The organism is Colwellia hornerae (assembly GCF_007954355.1).
Classification (GTDB): Bacteria; Pseudomonadota; Gammaproteobacteria; order Enterobacterales; family Alteromonadaceae; genus Colwellia_A; species Colwellia_A hornerae.
This window is the reverse complement of record NZ_VOLR01000014.1, coordinates 20931-37517: the sequence shown is the minus strand read 5'-3', so window position 1 is coordinate 37517 and position 16587 is coordinate 20931. Positions and strand designations below refer to the sequence as shown.

Here is a 16587-nt window from a genome sequence, read left to right as displayed (position 1 = left end):
TGGCAAGGTAATGTGAAAGCTTGCGCCGTGTTCTAACTTACTTTCTATCTTAATATTGCCTTGTAGTTTTTGGCAGATCGCAATGCTGTAGACACTAGCTAAAGATATTAGCTAAGATTGGTTAGGTGTTAGCCTTCAGTTTCATTGGCAAAGTAATCTGAAAGCTTGCGCCGTGTTCTAACTTACTTTCTATCTTAATATTGCCTTGTAGTTTTTGACAGATCGCAATGCTGTGGACACTAGCTAAAGATATTAGCTAAGATTGGTTAGGTGTTAGCCTTCAGTTTCATTGGCAAAGTAATCTGAAAGCTTGCGCCGTGTTCTAACTTACTTTCTATCTTAATATTGCCTTGTAGTTTTTGACAGATAATATTATAAACAATATTCATGCCTAAGCCAGTACCGCCAGAATTTCTTTTGGTAGTGAAGAAAGGTTCAAAAATATTATCTAGCACATGTTGAGTCATGCCATGGCCATCATCTTTAAAGACGATAACAACATGATCGTCTTTGGTTTTCGTTAAGGCTATAGCAATATTGCCCTGTGCTTTATTTTCAAAAGCATGCTTTAACGCATTCGTCACTAAATTTGTTAGCACCTGCGCTAACGCTCCAGGAATAGTCGTTATTTTCAATTCACTTTCACCACTATATTGATAACTCACCCTAAAGCGCTTCATTTCTGCCGATAACGTAGACATGACCTCTTCAATATAACTGACTAAATCAATTTCTCGCTCTTCACCCACCATTTGATCTGCTGCGACTTGCTTGAAGTTATTCAACAACTCAATAACACGCTCTAAAGCGTTAGTATTCAAATTTGAAGCCTTCTCAATGCCGTTAAAATAGTGTTGCATTGCTGTACGGGTCAAATTGCCTGTTTCAAAATTTTTACGAATTTTCAAAGTACTTTCTAAAGCCGAACTTGTTGATGTTACCGCGATACCTAGCGGGGTATTAATTTCATGAGCAACACCTGCGGTTAACGTGCCTAGCGACGCCATTTTTTCAGATTGAATTAATTGTTTTTGCATATTTTTTAAATTTTCGAGCGTACGACTTAATGTTCGTGTTGTCTGTCGATTTTTAACAAAAAGTAAGACCACTAATCCTGAAATCAACACTAATAGGGTAATAAAAAAAGCCATCACAATAAGATAAAATCTTTGTTTATCAATGTGTTCTTCGCGATTCTCTAACTCTTCATTTTTTTTATTTAATTGCACACCTTGAAAACTTATTTGTTGCTGTTGCTGTTGCAATATATCTTTATTGGTCGATATTTTTTCAGCCATAACAATATTTTCTTGTTCCTTATTGTCAACTGAGCTCTGCTGGTTTTCTAAATTAGTTTTTGCTACTTTTAACTGTGTTGCTACTTGCTGTAGTTGCAGCTCTTTGGTTCTTATCGAGTGTTGCTGTTGTTCAGTATCTATTTTTAAAACATTAAGCTCTTGTTGACGCTTACCCGCAACTTTTTCTTGCTGTGTTAGATTCTCATTTAAGGTATTTAATTTTTCTTTTGCTGAGGTTATTTGATTTTCTTGGTCGGTAAGCTTTTGGTTTAATCTGGCTTCGCGCGATCTAATGGCTTGTAACGCCAACTCTGTTTCTCGATACAGGGTCGCTACATCAAGCTCAGTGCCTCCTAGCAGTAATAATTCAGCAGACATCACTAAACCTTCAAAAACAATATTTGATTTGTTCACTTCAAAACTTATCGCCGAATTTTTAGCATCATTCACCAGATTGATCATGACGCTATGCTTATCAATACTGTTATCTGTGATAAAAAGAGTGTTACTACGGCGAAGAGTGGCAGCGATATTGGCAATTTCTGTATTACGATTGGCAGCAGAGAAAAGTAAGTCGGTGTTTTTACCTTCTCTAATATTTTTTATGGCGATAACTTTAATTGTCTTGTTTCTGATAACACGTTTTGCCAGTGTTTTATTAAGCAAATCAGCAAAAATATCATCGCCATAAACACCGATAACAAATTGTTGTTTCTTATTTTCATTTTGCCAGCTGACATGTTTAATAAAATTATAAATATAAGCGGCTTTGACTTGCTCGCTATCAAGTTGCTGAGCAAGGATTGAGCTCGAGGAACAAATAAAAAAACAAAACCACATCAGCAAAGGTTTGCTCATGAGCATTATTTTTTTCTTCATTTAATGCACCTTATTGTTAAAATAATTTAGCCACTTTACTTTTTTTTCTAGAAAAAAGCACCTATAAGTTAATCGGAAATTGACATTGTTTTGAGATGTTAATTTCAGCTAAATAGCTAATCATCAACACCAAAAACACTCATTTGATTACGGCCATTTTCTTTAGCGTTATACAGAGCACTTTCTGCCTGATTAAGTTGTTTAGCAAACTTTTCAGTACTATTACAAACTAAGCCTACACTGATATTAAAGACAATATGGTGTTCTTCAAAGGTTAGCTGAGAGACTGAAATATCTCGGCGAAGATCGTCTAATTTAGTGTAAAGTTGGTCCTCATCAGTACCATACATTAAGACCGCAAACTCTTCACCACCTAAGCGAGCCAACAAACCTGACCCTAAATGTTTACGCATATATAATGCCATTACTTTTAAAACATGATCGCCAGCGTCATTTCCATAGTTATCATTGATTTTTTTTAAAAAATCAATGTCGAGCATAGCAACACAATAAGGCATATTTCTTTTAGTGTATTGTGGCACAAGTTGTTCGGCCTTAGAGAAAAAGGCTCGTCTATTGGGTAAGTCTGTTAAATAGTCTATATTCGCTGCTTTTTGGATTTGTTCAATATTGTTTAAATTCTCAATATTTTGAGTAATTCGACAATAAAATTCTTCTGGGCAAAAAGGTTTGCGTAAGAAATCATCTGCCCCATTTTTAATGAAGCGTGCCGAATGCATACCGTTGTCTGCTCCAGATATACCGATAATAGCGAGTTGATCGCGACTATAAATTTTACGGATTTCATTGGTTAATTCGATACCGTCCATGATTGGCATTTCAAGATCGGTGATCACCAATTTAATGTCTTTGTGCTGCTTTAAGCGTTCTAGCGCTTGCACACCATCATTGGCTAAATAGACATTGAAATTGCGACGTTTTAAAAGCTGAGAAACATAATTTCGTGCCGCTAGGGAATCATCAACAACAAGAATACCTGTGCTACTGTTGGTTATTTGCCAATGTAAAATACGTTTTAAATAAAGGAAAGCTTGACTATTCTCTTTGGGAATATAATCAACAACCGGCTGAGCAAGTATTTGCTGTCGGGTAGCTTCATCCATTTTACCTGTCATAACGACACTTGGAATACCATGTGAGAGCACACAGGCTATTGCCTCGCCATTAGGAGCGTCGGGTAAGGCATAATCTATAGTGGCAGCAAAAAAATCAGTTTTACCCTGTAAAATACCTTCTACTTCAGCAAGAGTGGTCGCAATAGTTACCTGATAATTTAATGCCTCGCCAATCTGCCGAATAACACGAGCAATAGGTTTACTATCTTCTACTACGAGTAATTGCTTTGACATATATTTTTACCTTATTTTTATAATGGTATTAAATGAAAAAACCAATCATTTTCACCTGATATTAAACGATAGCTTGTAAGTTAGCATAGGCAACCACCAGCCATTTACTACCTACATCAGCAAAATTAACTTGAATACGGCTTTGCGCTCCTGAACCTTCATAATTCAAGACCACACCTTCACCAAATTTAGCATGAACCACAGATTGCCCTAAACTAAAGCCACTATTTTCAAAGGTTTCCAGTGTAAAAGTCGAAGAAAACTTGCCTTTAGTAGACGGACGAGTGACTTGGTTTTGTAACCTTATTTCTTCAGTACACTCAGGCGGTAATTCACGTAAAAAGCGACTGGCTTTATGAAACTTTTCTTGTCCGTAAAGTCGGCGGCTTTCTGCGTGACACAAGTATAACTTATTCATCGCTCGTGTCATGCCGACGTAACATAAACGCCGCTCTTCTTCTAAACGTCCTATTTCTTCTACTGACTTTTGTGAAGGAAACATTCCTTCCTCTAAACCGGCAATAAACACTAATGGAAACTCTAGGCCTTTCGCAGAGTGCATAGTCATTAATTGCACCGCCGGTTCATAATCATCGGCTTGCGACTCACCCGCTTCAAGGGCGGCATGGGTTAAAAATGAAGTGAGTTTTGTTTGTTCTTCTATTAATTCTGGGTCAGCTTCGAAGGTCTGACAAGCAGTAACAAGCTCATTTAAGTTTTCTATTCTTGCTTCAGCACGCTCACCTTTTTCAGCTTGATACATGGCTTTTAAACCACTGTGTTGAATAACGTAGTTGGCTTGTTGGTCTAAGTCTAAGTGGCTAGAGTCGTCTTCGAGTGTGTCAATAATATTAACAAAGTTTTGAATGACTTTAGCACTTCGTCCTTTCAATTCATCATTTTTTAACATGAATTGACATGCTTGCCATAATGTCATTTCTAAACTGCGCGCAGCATCACGTATTAACGACAGGCTGGTATTACCAACACCACGTGTTGGCGTATTAATAATGCGTTCAAAAGCCGCATCGTCATCACGGTTATTTAATAAACGTAAATAGGCAAGTGCATCTTTAATTTCTAAACGTTCAAAGAAGCGTTGGCCACCATAAATTCGATAAGGTAAACGACTTTGTAATAACGCCTCTTCGAGTAAACGTGATTGCGCATTACTACGATATAAAATAGCGACATCATCTAAGCTGCCTTCCTTACGCCAATCAGCAATTCGACCCGCAATAAAGCGGGCTTCGTCTATTTCGTTGAATGCCGTGTAAATAGATATTTTTTCGCCTGCTTCATCTTCAGTCCATAATTTTTTACCTAAACGGTTATTATTATTGGCGATAAGTTTATTGGCCGCATTAAGAATGTTAGCCGTTGAGCGATAATTTTGCTCTAAACGTATGGTTTTCGTATCCTCGAATTCATTAAGAAAACGCTGAATATTTTCAATTTTTGCGCCACGCCAGCCGTAAATTGATTGGTCATCATCACCAACAATCATTACCTTACTCGATGCGTTACCCAAAATATTTAACCAGGCGTACTGAATGGCATTGGTATCTTGAAATTCGTCCACTAAAATATGCTTAAAGCGTTGCTGATAATGGGCAAGCAAAACCGGGTTATTCAACCAAAGTTCATGAGCACGCAATAATAACTCGGCAAAATCGACTAAACCAGCTCGATCACAGGCTTCTTGATACCCTTGATAAACTTTAACAAACGTTTGTTCGGTGGGATCGTCATAAACCTCTATATGTTGTGGACGAATGCCTTCATCTTTTTTACCATTGATATACCACTGCATTTGCTTGGGCGGCCAACGTTTTTCGTCAATACCTAACGAACGTACGATACGCTTAACTAAGCGCAGCTGATCATCAGAATCAAGCACTTGAAAATTTTGTGGTAATTTAGCTTCTTGAAAATGCATACGAAGTAAGCGATGGGCTAAACCATGGAAAGTACCGACCCACATGCCATGAACATTACCTTCAACGGTTTTTTCAACACGCACCCGCATCTCTGCTGCCGCCTTATTGGTGAAGGTAACCGCTAAAATACTATGAGAAGAAGCATTTTCAACTTGCATTAACCAGGCAATACGTTGCACTAACACCCGAGTTTTACCACTTCCTGCGCCAGCTAATACCAACATATTTTGTAGTGGAGCGGCGACAACATCTCGTTGTTTTTCATTGAGTGACTCAAGTAGTTCAGAAACGTCCATAACGGAAAAATAACCTTAGAAAAGTAGAAAGTAAGTATAGATAAAATTATAACAAGTGACACAATTCACTAATATCAGCTAGCTCAATATTAGGTAAAACAGTCAGTGGTTTGCCGACATCATAGCAAGAAATCCATGCGGTTTGGCAGCCGGCATTGATAGCACCTTGAATATCAGAGCGTCCGCAATCACCAACATGTAGTAATTGTGAAGGCTTTATTAATAATTTTTCACAGGCCTCAGCAAACATATCTGCAGCAGGCTTTTGTCGAAGTCGTTGATTTTTATGTAAAGTGGTTGTTGATAAATCGCCGGCATGAAAACGATACTGAAAGTAAGCTGAAATACCTATTTTGTCAGTATCAACATTGCCGTTGCTGATCGCCACCAAAGGATATTTTTGTTGTAAGCTTTGCAATAATTGATGAACAGCTGCAGGTACAACAAAATCGCTGCGTTGTTGAACAAAATAATCTAACGCTTTTTGTGCTTGCTCACTCGCTATGTCATCAGTTAAACCCAATGCTTTCATACCCAGCGTGTAAGTGGCTAAACGCATATCGCCAACATGGTGAATTAATTGCGGATCGGCTGTGACGGCTTGTTGGCTAAAGGGTGACCAAAAGCGGTAATCAAAAGTAGTACTTCTTATCGCCTGAGTTGGGCTTATCTCTAGTGAGAAAAGTGTCGAAAAATAAGCAACCATTTTCGCATCTGTTGCCATCATCACCGGATAATTACTATACAAGGTATCATCAAGATCAAAACTAATGGCTTGAAAGGGGGCTAAGCGACGATAAAATTTCATTGGCTGTGTTATTTATGCAGTTGTTGAAAAAGTAATTTTGCCACCAGCTTTCTAAATTGACTGAGCAATAAAGTATCCATGCGTGGATCAAAATGGTCGGCATCGGCACTGCTTATTGCTATAAAACCAATGTCATCATTAATATGGTTTAGCTTAATTAAGACCACAGAACCTTCTTGATGTTGTGAAAAAATCAGTTCTTGCTCACTTTTTTGTAAACGTCCAAAATAATAGTCATCCTTGGATAAACGATTATTCATCACCCCAGCACAGTCATTTTTAACAATGCTGGCATGGTCAACCACGGTGCTCTCTTTTAACCAGACTTTTAAACCCGATAACGACAATAATTCTGTTGTTGCTTGATACAAACAATCAAGTAACTCAGGCGCAGAACTGCAATCTAATAAGCGTAAATACAAATCACTGTACAAAGCAAAAAGCTGCTCATTGTGGTTAGCTATCGCCATGAGTTCAGTAATTTCTTCTTCTAAACTATGAATTTTTTGACGTTGCTGGCTTTGCTGCCTTTGCACTAACGAGACCGTACCACGATTAACATCGGATAAACGTAGGCTAGTGATCAGTTCAGGATTACGATTAAAAAATTCAGGATTATCGTGTAAGTAATCAACAATGAGATCATCCGTTAAACTTATTTCATCTAACTGCATTGGGGTTGAGTCGTTCAAATTAATTCTCTATATCTTGAATGGTTATAAGCTAATTTTATACTAATTATAAATTTAATTGCCCGTCAAATACATGTACGGCTGGACCGGTCATTTTTACTGAGTTACCTGGTCCTTTCCAATAAACTTTTAACTTACCACCCGGTAATTCCACCGTAACATCTCGACCTAATTTATTTTGTATTTGGCCAATAACTACTGCTGCACAAGCACCACTACCACAGGCTAACGTTTCAGCCGTACCACGCTCATAAACACGAAGTTTAATATAGTCAGGGGCAACAATTTCCATAAAGCCAACATTCACTTGCTGGGGAAATCGTTCGTGATGCGACAAAGCTTTACCTAATGTAGCAACAGGAGCCTCATCAACCGAGTCAACTGTCAATACACAATGTGGGTTGCCTAAAGAAACGACGCCACATAATACGGTGTCTTCATCACTACGGAGAATATAAGTACCTTCTACTTTTTGGGCGGTAAAAGGAATTTGGCTGGGTTCAAATTTAGGCGTTGGCATATTCACTGAAACGTTACCATCACGCTCAACAAACAAGGTCATCTTGCCTGACTGCGTCGACACCTTAATTTTATTTTTATTCGTTAAGCCTTTTAAACGCACAAATTTAGCAAAACAACGAGCACCGTTGCCACATTGCCCTACTTCACTACCGTCGGCATTAAAGATACGATAATGAAAGTCTAAATCGGGATCGTACGGTGGCTCAACCACTAATACTTGATCAAAACCGACACCAAAATTTCGGTCGGATAACTGCTTTATTTGTTCATTAGACAAATAAACATTCTGGGTAACATTGTCTAGTACTAGGAAGTCGTTACCTAAACCGTGCATTTTTGAAAAATTAACTAACATTTACTTCCCATATTCAATTTTATACTTACTTTGGTAACAAAGACTCGCCTTGCCATAATTGCTCAAGTGTTTCCCGAGCACGGATCAAGTGGTTTTCTTTACCATCGACCATAATTTCAGCCGCTTTTGGACGACTATTGTAATTTGAACTCATCGAAAAACCATAGGCACCTGATGAGCGAATCGCTAATAGATCACCGGCAACAATACTCAGTTCTCGAGCTTTACCTAAAAAATCACCGGTTTCACAAATCGGCCCAACAATGTCGTAAGTTTTTTTATCAGCAACTTCATTTTTTTCAACTTCGATAATCGCTTGCCATGCTTGATAAAGCGACGGACGAATTAAGTCATTCATCGCGGCATCAACAATCGCAAAATGTCTGTCTTGATTTGTTTTTAGCAATTCAACTTCGGTCACTAAAATTCCAGCATTAGCCATAATGGCACGACCGGGCTCATAAATCAGCGTAATATCACGATCAGCTAATTTATCAGCAATTGCTTTAGCATATTCGTTTGGATGAGGTGGCGTTTCGTTGTTATAACAAACGCCTAAACCACCACCAACATCGATATGCGACAAGGTAATATTTACCTCTGCCAGCCGGTCAACAAGTGCTAATACTCGATCAAGTGCATCTAAAAAGGGTTGTACTTCAGTTAACTGCGAACCAATATGACAATCAATGCCCTTTACAGCAATATTTGATAAGCCGTTGGCGTGTTGGTAAAGCTCAAAAGCATCATCGATGCTAATACCAAATTTATTTTCTTTTAAGCCCGTCGATATATAAGGATGGGTACCGGCATCGACATCAGGGTTTACTCTTAAAGAAATAGGGGCAATCATTTTCATGCGCTCAGCTACCTGCTGAATGCGCGTTAGTTCTGCTGCTGATTCAACATTGAAGCAGTAAATACCTTTTTCTAAAGCAAAGGCAATCTCATCTGACTTTTTACCTACACCGGAAAACACCACTTTACGGGCATCACCGCCGGCTTGTAGTACACGTGCAAGCTCACCTTTTGAAACAATATCAAAACCACTACCTAAACGTGCCATTACATTTAACACGGCAATGTTACTATTGGCTTTCACTGCATAACACACTAAATGGGGTTTATCGCCAGCCGCTTGGTCAAACGCATGCCAGTGACGCTCAATAGTCGCGCGCGAATATACGTATAATGGCGTACCATGTTGTTTAGCAAGTTTAGTAACGGCACAATCTTCAGCATAGAGTGAAGTATTTTTGTAATTGAAAAAATCCACGATTAATTTTCCTGCGATTTTGGTGCTGGTGAGTGTTGTTTTTGCTCAGTATTAGCGTAGTCAGTTTGCTGTTGTGCTTTTACTTGCACAGATTTTTGCGTTAGTGGACCTTTAATTCCACATCCACTTAAAAGCACTGATATAATGAAAAACGCTAAAATAATTGAATTTTGTTTACGCATACTTGATTTATTCGATTTTTTTCTCATGATAGACGTTTTATAATCTCATGACCAACAAATAGCTAGCAAAGATGAATAAATTTCATTGCGCTAGAAAAGGAAGCATTAATGAACGACAGCCAATACAATTTACTCGCCGATGAAATTATTCTTCAAATAGAAGAAGCCATTGAAGATTGTGGTACCGACATTGATTATGAGGGTGTGGGCGGCATGTTAACACTCACCTTTAAAAGTGGTAGTAAAGTCATCATTAATAAACAAGCACCTTTAAAGGAAATATGGGTGGCAACTAAATTTAATGGCCATCATTTTCAGTGTGAGAATGGCCAATGGACAGACAAACGTGGTGGCGGCGAACTTTGGCAGTTCTTATCAAAAGCGATCAGTATTCAGGCCGACACCGAAATAACTATTAGCGCAGGATAATTTAATGAGCACAACAACCGTACGCATAGCCACACGTAAAAGTGCACTCGCCTTATGGCAAGCCGAATATGTAAAAGCACAATTAGAGCATTTCCATGCTGGCATTATTGTTGAACTTGTCCCCATGACCACCAAAGGCGATATTATTTTAGATACGCCTTTGGCTAAAGTTGGTGGTAAAGGTTTATTTGTTAAAGAACTTGAAGTTGCCATGCTAGAAGATCGCGCCGACATCGCCGTTCACTCAATGAAAGATGTACCAGTAGAGTTCCCTGAAGGACTGGGCTTAGAAGTGATTTGTCCACGTGAAGACCCTCGTGATGCCTTTGTCTCTAATACCATTAACAGTTTAGCCGAACTGCCACAGGGTGCCGTTGTTGGTACCTCAAGTTTACGTCGCCAATGTCAAATTAAAGCCATGCGCCCAGATTTAGACATTCGTGATTTACGCGGTAACGTGAATACCCGCTTAAAAAAATTAGATAACGGCGAATATGATGCCATTATTCTTGCTGCGGCCGGTTTAATACGTTTAGCAATGCCAGAACGCATTCAAGAATTTATTGAACCCGAAGTTATGCTACCAGCAAATGGACAGGGTGCTGTTGGGATTGAATGTAGAACGAACGATGAAACCCTTAAAGCTTTACTCGCACCATTAGGCTGTGAAACCACCCGTATTCGGGTGTTAGCCGAACGAGCAATGAATCGTGCATTAGAAGGTGGCTGTCAGGTCCCTATTGGTAGCTATGCTGTAATTCAAGAAAATGGCGAAATATTTTTACGTGGTTTAGTCGGCGCAACTGACGGTAGTGAGATACTGACCAGTGAAATAACCGGTGATAGTGAAAATGCTGAACAATTAGGTCATACACTAGCGGAACAACTCCTTGAAAAAGGCGCTGATAGAATATTGCGTCAGGTATATGCTGAGCAGTAATACGCAAGTTTTAATTACACGTCCTGAAAAAGCAGGGCGTGCTTTAGCACAACAGTTAAAAAGCATTGGCATTGACAGTCACTGCCAACCTTTTTTTGATTACCAAGCACTTGCCAGTAAAACCACTACCGAAAAGCTCGTTAAGCAATATCCACAAGCCACCGTTATTTTCGTCAGTGTCGCTGCGGTCGAGTTTGCCCATCGCGCCGTTCATTTTTCTCAATGGCAACAAAAACGTGTCATTGCCATTGGTAGCGCCACTTTAGCTGCTTTAAAATCAAGAGGGCTTAACGCTGTTTCTCCTGAGCTTCATACCAGTGAAGGTTTATTAACACTTAATATACTCGATGAAGAAATGATAAGTGGCGAAACCATTATTATTGTTCGAGGTGATGGTGGCCGAGAGCATATTGCCGAGCAACTGAGTTTACGTAGCGCCAAGGTTTGCTATTTAGAAAGCTATAAAAAAGTATGGCAACCCATCACACAAAAACATGTTCAGCAATGGCGAAATCAGCGAATAAATTGTATTGTTATAACCAGTAACGCTTTGCTAGAAAGCATAGTACACTTAATAAAGAATTCAGAGAGTTACTGGCAAACCAATTGTTTATGGGTTGTCGCTAGCAAGCGTATAGCCGCACAAGCAAAACAACTAGGGTTACTCAATATCATTAATGCTAACGGTGCTAATGATCAAGCCATGCTTAGTGCAATCACTTCATATGGAAAAAATAATGACTGATAAAAAGCTAAACGAGTCAAATACGCCAGAAAACAAAGCAATTGACGAAAAGTCAGAGCAAGGTTTTTCAACTTCTATTTCACTGACATCAGCGAAAAAAGCATCCTCGAGTGAAGAAAAGAAGCCGGCCGAAAAGAATAATACATCAGCTGTGGTTGATGAAAAAAAACCAGCCATTAAAAGCTCAGGAAAAACAACTGAACCAACCACAGCTAACGATGCTAAGGTGAATAAACAAAAATTATCTAAGACTGCCGTAGTTTCTTTAATCATAGCTTTAGCAACAAGTGCTAGTGTCGGCGGTTTATATTATTGGGGAATGCAGCAGCAAGCACAGAACAAAGACGACTTCTTTCAAATAACTCAGCAAAGCTTAGCCAGTAGTGAACAAAAAACCCAACAAAGCTTGGCTAGTAGTGAACAAAAAATTAAACAATTATTCGCTCAGCAACAAACCATGTTTTCACAGCGTTTAAGCAGTGAGATTGCAACAATAACAACAGACAGCCAAGTTAAAATCGCTCAGCTTGAAAAGACTGTTGAACGATTATCACAAAATCAACCCAGTGATTGGTTGTTACACGAAGCAGAGTACCTTATTCGTATTGCTACTCGCACGATGTGGCTAGAGCAGGATACAAAGGCCGCTATTGCTTTGTTGCAAGATGCTGATATGCGCCTCAAAGAACTTGAAGATCCGCAGTTTTTACCTATTCGTCAATTAATTCGTCAAGACATCGCCCAATTAACATTGATACCGATTGTAGACAGCGAAGATACCGTTATGACCTTAATGGCGATGAGTCAACAATTAACAAATTTACCCTTAGCTATGGTCAAAATCCCCAACAATGACAGTAAGGGCACTGATTTAACTTTGTCTGATAATACCAATGATTGGCGAGCAAACTTAGCTAAAACATGGCAAAAGATTCTTGCTGATTTTATCACCGTCCGCAGAAGTAGTGGTAATGTAACACCATTAATGTCGCCACAACATCAACAAAACCTTATTGAAAACCTCAGCTTAAAAATACAATTAGCTCAGTGGGCAGTGACAGAGAAAAAACAAAAAGTTTATAATCAAAGCTTAAATGACATTCAATTATGGTTAACTGAATATTTTAATATGACAAAAGTTGAAAACCAAAATTTTTATCAAGGCATTCAACAACTAAAAAGTAAAATTATCACTTATGACTACCCAAGCACGCTTTTATCACTAAAAGCGATTAGCAAAATGCTCGCAGAACCTACTTTAAAACCAACACTTGAGCAATTAGTGCCGCATGCGATGCCAGATAAATTACTCGATAGCAAAGAGCAGTCGCTTGATAGCTCAGCCAAAGCATTACCTGAAGAAGTTGCACCAAAAGAGTCAAAAGTACCGGCTAGTCGTATCAGTGAGGCGTTATAATGAAAAAATTAATACTGTTGATATTAATATTTTTTGCTGCGGTTGCTATTAGCCCACTGTTAATCAACGAAAAAGGTTATATCTTAATTGCGATCGGCGATTTAACCATAGAATCAACCGTAGTAACGGCAGCTATTATGTTAACGCTATTATTTATCGCCTTAGCGTTGTCAATGACACTTGTGCGTGGCAGTCTACGTTTGGGGTTTGGCGGTTGGAACAAGATTGCTTTTGCTAACCGTCGCCGTGCTTTAAAAGACTTTAAGCGCGGTATTGCGGCGTTTATTCTTGAAGACCATCAACAAGCAGAGCATTTATTAGCTAAAGCGGCTGAACCATCGACGTTTACTCATATCGCTTACCTATTGGCAGCAGCGGCATCGTCAAAACAATCGCTACGATCAAATACTAATCATTACTTGGCCTTATTAGCGCGAGAAGGCAGTGATTTTAAAGGTTCGGGGTTAGAGTCAACCTTAGTGACCATTAAGTTATTAATCTCTCAAGAAGACTTTGCACAAGCACGTGGTCTTATTGATGAACACCACAAACATATTGGTCATGATGCACGGCTATTAAGCTTAGAAATCACCTTAAGCTTGCAAGAAAAGCGCTTTGATTATGTGATAGAACAACTCGTTTCAGCCCGTAAACAAAAAACCATTAGTGGTGAAAAAATAGCACTATGGGAAACCAGCGCTTTTTACGGGGCTTTTAATGAAACAATAAGCAAAGAAAGCAAGGATTCGTTAGCACTACGTTGGCAAAAACTTGCCCGTAAATTAAAGCAAAGTGAAGCTATTCTATGGGCTTATTGTCAAGTATTAGCCGAGCACAAAATCACTGAGCCGCTCAATAAAATATTATTGCCTGTAATTAAAAAGGGCGCCGATGATAAATTTTTACAGAAGATTCGCCAGCTACCTATTTTTGCTGCTGATGAATTAATCAGTGCAGTACAAAAACAATTACATAATGATCCTCATAGCGCTAAATGGTTAAGTTGTTTAGCTAATTTAGCCGCTAAATCTCAGCAACTGCCAATGGCAGAAAAAGCCTTTAATAGCCTGGTTAATTTAGCCGGCAGACAATATGACGTTATTGATTTACTGACTTTTTCTCAAGTATTAGAGCAGCAAGGCGACTATAAAAAAGCGAATCAAGTATTAAATAAAGCCTTAGGTCAAATTGACGGTTTTAAAAATAATATCTTAGCTATAAATAACGGAAATGAACAAAAATGAATTTAACAATCGACTTTAAAAAACCTGAAATTGCTGGTGCTTTTGATTGGCAATTGTGCCAAGAAATCAATGTAAAAAACGAGCAAGGCGATATTATTGCTAAAGCCGAAATTGAGCTGATCACCCTCAACAAACACCGCGATGCGATTGGCTCTTATACTTTATTAGCCAATGAAGATACTGATTGGGAAATTCCACTCAATCTTTATTTTAAAGGCCAAAACCTTGAGCAAGGCTTGTGTGAACAGTTAAGTATTACCGCTGAGACAAAAAAAGCTAAGACACATATTTTACTTGAAGCGATTAGTGTTTTGCCACAATATCGTCAACAAGCTGTTGGTCAATACCTGCTTAAAGAGATTGTTAAGCATCATCAAAAGGCTCAATCTATCACGGTATTAAGCATGCCAATGCACCAATTTGTTGATGCCGATGAATGTGAAGATGATGCTATTAAAGCTTATTATCAAGCCGCTGATTTACAAACTGAAAAAGTAGCGATAGGGGATTTGACTCACTTTTTTACTAAAAGTGGCTTCGTTGAGTTTACTGTCGACGAAAGTTTACTCGCTGAGCCTTTACCCTATCAAATATTTGTTGCTAGCCCACAGAGTATATTAAAAGACTCAATCTAAAAATATTTTGAGCTTAAGTAGCTTATATCAAAAACAAATAAAAGAGGCCCACTATGTTTAGCATTCACGGAGAATGGAGAATTGAAGTTTGTGGCAATGTTGTTGTGCAATGGTTTTCGGGCACTTGGAACGAAGAAGCTATTATTGCTTATGTTAAAGAGTTTCGTGCTAAAGCAAGCCCGCTTAAAGGTAGTCCTTGGGCTATTGTTTCTTCTTTTGAGGATTGGGAGTTCGGTGTTCCTGCAATTGATAAACATATTGAAGAACATTGCCAGTGGTTTAAGGACAATGGTTGCAGCAAAGATTGTCATATTTACACGGTCAGTGCCGCCAAAGAAATGCAATTAGAAAGGTTAATACCGCATACTGATGAGTCTTATGAACGACAAGTGTTTACCAATACTGAAGATGCGTCGGTCTGGTTAGCGAGTCATGGTTTTTTTGTTGATAGTTTAAGCATCAATCAAATAGCGAATACATAGCTACTTGATATCGTAAGTCATTATAAAAAATAAAATAGCCATCATCACTCCTACCCTGATGACTATCTTCACAAAGCCTTATTTAATAAATACTCACGCACTAAGCATTTATTAAATAAGGTTCTCTACCTTGATGTTTGTTGCTACGTTTGAATGACCCTTTACCTTTTTTAGCCTGCACAACCTGCAGTTTATAAATTTTCGATGTGACAATAGCCGCAAAAAAATTATCTTTGATTTTCCCTCGTCCTAAGTCTGTTGCTATAGCATTTTGCAATACTTGACCCTGTTTATTTTTACTCATTAACTTTACTCTTTAATCATAAAAGCCATCGGTATGATGGCTTTATCGGTAATTCATCTAAAACTTTATCTAATATTAAATATAGGCAAAAGCATCAGCGAACATATGTTCAACTAAGGCACCTTGCGCTAAAAAGTCAGTACGAACTGCTCCCACCATATCAAAACGACCCGCCAGATAAATATCATAATCTGCTAAATTTTTAATATCCTTCATCACAACGTGGTGAACCATGCCAACTTGCCCTTGCCAATTGTCATCAGGGTTCTCTACGACGGGATGAAAAGCACCATTTTCTAAACCAGCAATAATTTTAGCTGTTTTTTCTAGTTCATAACAAGCATTTTGATCACGTAATCCCCAATAAACAACAACTTTTCGTGATGAGTTTTGTGACGCTAATAATTCGTACATAGATTTTATATAAGAAAAGCCTGTTCCGCCCGCCAAGAGCAAAAGCGGACGTTCACTTTCACTGCGCAGCTGCGCATTACCTAGTGGCATCTCAACAGTAACGGTATTATTGGCTTTAATATGCTCAATAACTTGCATTGGATAACTGTCAGCACCAGAAGCACCGATTTGTAGTTCAATTAATTCAGCATTTGGTGCACTGGCTATAGAGAATGGACGTTTATCCTCCTCACTCATCACAAAGTTTAAGTATTGGCCGGCTTGAAAATCGATTTGCTCACTTGGCTTTAATAGCACTTTATAAACAAACTCTGTCAGTGATGTTAATGATTCTACCTGACACTTAATTTTATTCATTT

Annotated in this window: 17 protein-coding genes; 7 read left to right on the top strand and 10 right to left on the bottom strand. The window is 38.6% G+C overall.

The window, feature by feature from the left end; genetic code table 11:
- Positions 1 to 266: 266 nt before the first annotated feature.
- The 8 genes from ESZ26_RS11190 to lptM form a co-directional block, all read right to left on the bottom strand.
- Positions 267 to 2177, bottom strand: a complete 1911-nt coding sequence (locus ESZ26_RS11190) for a YfiR/HmsC family protein (protein WP_146796508.1) — start codon at positions 2175 to 2177, stop codon at positions 267 to 269.
- Positions 2178 to 2293: 116 nt separating this feature from the next.
- Positions 2294 to 3547, bottom strand: a complete 1254-nt coding sequence (locus ESZ26_RS11185; protein WP_146796505.1) for a diguanylate cyclase — start codon at positions 3545 to 3547, stop codon at positions 2294 to 2296.
- Positions 3548 to 3608: 61 nt separating this feature from the next.
- Positions 3609 to 5783 (bottom strand): DNA helicase II, encoded by a 2175-nt coding sequence (gene uvrD / locus ESZ26_RS11180; protein ID WP_146796502.1) that lies wholly within the window; start codon positions 5781 to 5783, stop codon positions 3609 to 3611.
- A 46-nt stretch (positions 5784 to 5829) separates the two neighbouring features.
- Positions 5830 to 6591: an HAD-IA family hydrolase gene (locus tag ESZ26_RS11175; RefSeq protein ID WP_146796499.1), complete on the bottom strand. Its 762-nt coding sequence runs from the start codon at positions 6589 to 6591 to the stop codon at positions 5830 to 5832.
- Between the two features lie 8 nt (positions 6592 to 6599).
- A complete protein-coding gene (locus tag ESZ26_RS11170; RefSeq protein WP_223271712.1) occupies positions 6600 to 7283 on the bottom strand; it encodes a DUF484 family protein in 684 nt (227 codons plus the stop codon).
- Positions 7284 to 7329: 46 nt separating this feature from the next.
- On the bottom strand, positions 7330 to 8160 hold the full coding sequence (dapF, locus tag ESZ26_RS11165; protein ID WP_146796497.1) for a diaminopimelate epimerase: 831 nt from the start codon (positions 8158 to 8160) through the stop codon (positions 7330 to 7332).
- Between the two features lie 25 nt (positions 8161 to 8185).
- Entirely contained in the window at positions 8186 to 9436 is a 1251-nt protein-coding gene (gene lysA, locus ESZ26_RS11160; protein ID WP_146796495.1) for a diaminopimelate decarboxylase, read from the bottom strand.
- Positions 9437 to 9438: 2 nt separating this feature from the next.
- Positions 9439 to 9645: an LPS translocon maturation chaperone LptM gene (gene lptM, locus ESZ26_RS11155; RefSeq protein WP_146796492.1), complete on the bottom strand. Its 207-nt coding sequence runs from the start codon at positions 9643 to 9645 to the stop codon at positions 9439 to 9441.
- Positions 9646 to 9726: 81 nt separating this feature from the next.
- On the opposite strand from lptM, the gene cyaY reads away from it, so the two are divergent.
- From cyaY to ESZ26_RS11120, 7 genes are read left to right on the top strand one after another with little or no spacing between them, the layout of a single operon-like run.
- Positions 9727 to 10047 (top strand): iron donor protein CyaY, encoded by a 321-nt coding sequence (cyaY, locus tag ESZ26_RS11150; RefSeq protein WP_146796489.1) that lies wholly within the window; start codon positions 9727 to 9729, stop codon positions 10045 to 10047.
- Between the two features lie 4 nt (positions 10048 to 10051).
- Positions 10052 to 10987 (top strand): hydroxymethylbilane synthase, encoded by a 936-nt coding sequence (hemC, locus tag ESZ26_RS11145; RefSeq protein ID WP_146796486.1) that lies wholly within the window; start codon positions 10052 to 10054, stop codon positions 10985 to 10987.
- Positions 10974 to 11732 (top strand): uroporphyrinogen-III synthase, encoded by a 759-nt coding sequence (locus ESZ26_RS11140; protein WP_146796483.1) that lies wholly within the window; start codon positions 10974 to 10976, stop codon positions 11730 to 11732. Before hemC ends, ESZ26_RS11140 begins: the two co-directional genes overlap by 14 nt.
- Entirely contained in the window at positions 11725 to 13149 is a 1425-nt protein-coding gene (locus ESZ26_RS11135) for a uroporphyrinogen-III C-methyltransferase (protein WP_170246366.1), read from the top strand. The genes ESZ26_RS11140 and ESZ26_RS11135 overlap by 8 nt, the downstream gene beginning before the upstream one ends.
- Positions 13149 to 14393 carry a heme biosynthesis HemY N-terminal domain-containing protein gene (locus ESZ26_RS11130; RefSeq protein ID WP_146796477.1) on the top strand — a complete coding sequence of 415 codons (1245 nt, stop codon included), beginning with the start codon at positions 13149 to 13151 and terminating at the stop codon, positions 14391 to 14393. Before ESZ26_RS11135 ends, ESZ26_RS11130 begins: the two co-directional genes overlap by 1 nt.
- Positions 14390 to 15028, top strand: coding sequence for a hypothetical protein (locus ESZ26_RS11125; protein WP_146796474.1), 639 nt, complete (start codon positions 14390 to 14392; stop codon positions 15026 to 15028). The genes ESZ26_RS11130 and ESZ26_RS11125 overlap by 4 nt, the downstream gene beginning before the upstream one ends.
- A gap of 53 nt (positions 15029 to 15081) precedes the next feature.
- Positions 15082 to 15510, top strand: a complete 429-nt coding sequence (locus tag ESZ26_RS11120; protein ID WP_146796471.1) for a hypothetical protein — start codon at positions 15082 to 15084, stop codon at positions 15508 to 15510.
- A gap of 100 nt (positions 15511 to 15610) precedes the next feature.
- Here the strand turns inward: ESZ26_RS11120 and arfA are convergent, their stop codons facing one another.
- Positions 15611 to 15814, bottom strand: a complete 204-nt coding sequence (gene arfA / locus ESZ26_RS11115; protein ID WP_146796468.1) for an alternative ribosome rescue factor ArfA — start codon at positions 15812 to 15814, stop codon at positions 15611 to 15613.
- A 75-nt stretch (positions 15815 to 15889) separates the two neighbouring features.
- On the bottom strand, positions 15890 to 16585 hold the full coding sequence (fre, locus tag ESZ26_RS11110) for an NAD(P)H-flavin reductase (protein WP_146796465.1): 696 nt from the start codon (positions 16583 to 16585) through the stop codon (positions 15890 to 15892).
- Positions 16586 to 16587 lie beyond the last annotated feature (2 nt).

What these genes read in the sequence shown, in the direction of transcription:
- ESZ26_RS11190 (WP_146796508.1), bottom strand. Translation starts at nt 2,177, where the DNA reads ATGAAGAAAAAAATAATGCTCATGAGCAAACCTTTGCTGATGTGGTTT.
- ESZ26_RS11185 (WP_146796505.1), bottom strand. Translation starts at nt 3,547, where the DNA reads ATGTCAAAGCAATTACTCGTAGTAGAAGATAGTAAACCTATTGCTCGT.
- uvrD (WP_146796502.1), bottom strand. Translation starts at nt 5,783, where the DNA reads ATGGACGTTTCTGAACTACTTGAGTCACTCAATGAAAAACAACGAGAT.
- ESZ26_RS11175 (WP_146796499.1), bottom strand. Translation starts at nt 6,591, where the DNA reads ATGAAATTTTATCGTCGCTTAGCCCCCTTTCAAGCCATTAGTTTTGAT.
- dapF (WP_146796497.1), bottom strand. Translation starts at nt 8,160, where the DNA reads ATGTTAGTTAATTTTTCAAAAATGCACGGTTTAGGTAACGACTTCCTA.
- lptM (WP_146796492.1), bottom strand. Translation starts at nt 9,645, where the DNA reads ATGAGAAAAAAATCGAATAAATCAAGTATGCGTAAACAAAATTCAATT.
- cyaY (WP_146796489.1), top strand. Translation starts at nt 9,727, where the DNA reads ATGAACGACAGCCAATACAATTTACTCGCCGATGAAATTATTCTTCAA.
- hemC (WP_146796486.1), top strand. Translation starts at nt 10,052, where the DNA reads ATGAGCACAACAACCGTACGCATAGCCACACGTAAAAGTGCACTCGCC.
- ESZ26_RS11140 (WP_146796483.1), top strand. Translation starts at nt 10,974, where the DNA reads ATGCTGAGCAGTAATACGCAAGTTTTAATTACACGTCCTGAAAAAGCA.
- ESZ26_RS11135 (WP_170246366.1), top strand. Translation starts at nt 11,725, where the DNA reads ATGACTGATAAAAAGCTAAACGAGTCAAATACGCCAGAAAACAAAGCA.
- ESZ26_RS11130 (WP_146796477.1), top strand. Translation starts at nt 13,149, where the DNA reads ATGAAAAAATTAATACTGTTGATATTAATATTTTTTGCTGCGGTTGCT.
- ESZ26_RS11125 (WP_146796474.1), top strand. Translation starts at nt 14,390, where the DNA reads ATGAATTTAACAATCGACTTTAAAAAACCTGAAATTGCTGGTGCTTTT.
- ESZ26_RS11120 (WP_146796471.1), top strand. Translation starts at nt 15,082, where the DNA reads ATGTTTAGCATTCACGGAGAATGGAGAATTGAAGTTTGTGGCAATGTT.
- arfA (WP_146796468.1), bottom strand. Translation starts at nt 15,814, where the DNA reads ATGAGTAAAAATAAACAGGGTCAAGTATTGCAAAATGCTATAGCAACA.
- fre (WP_146796465.1), bottom strand. Translation starts at nt 16,585, where the DNA reads ATGAATAAAATTAAGTGTCAGGTAGAATCATTAACATCACTGACAGAG.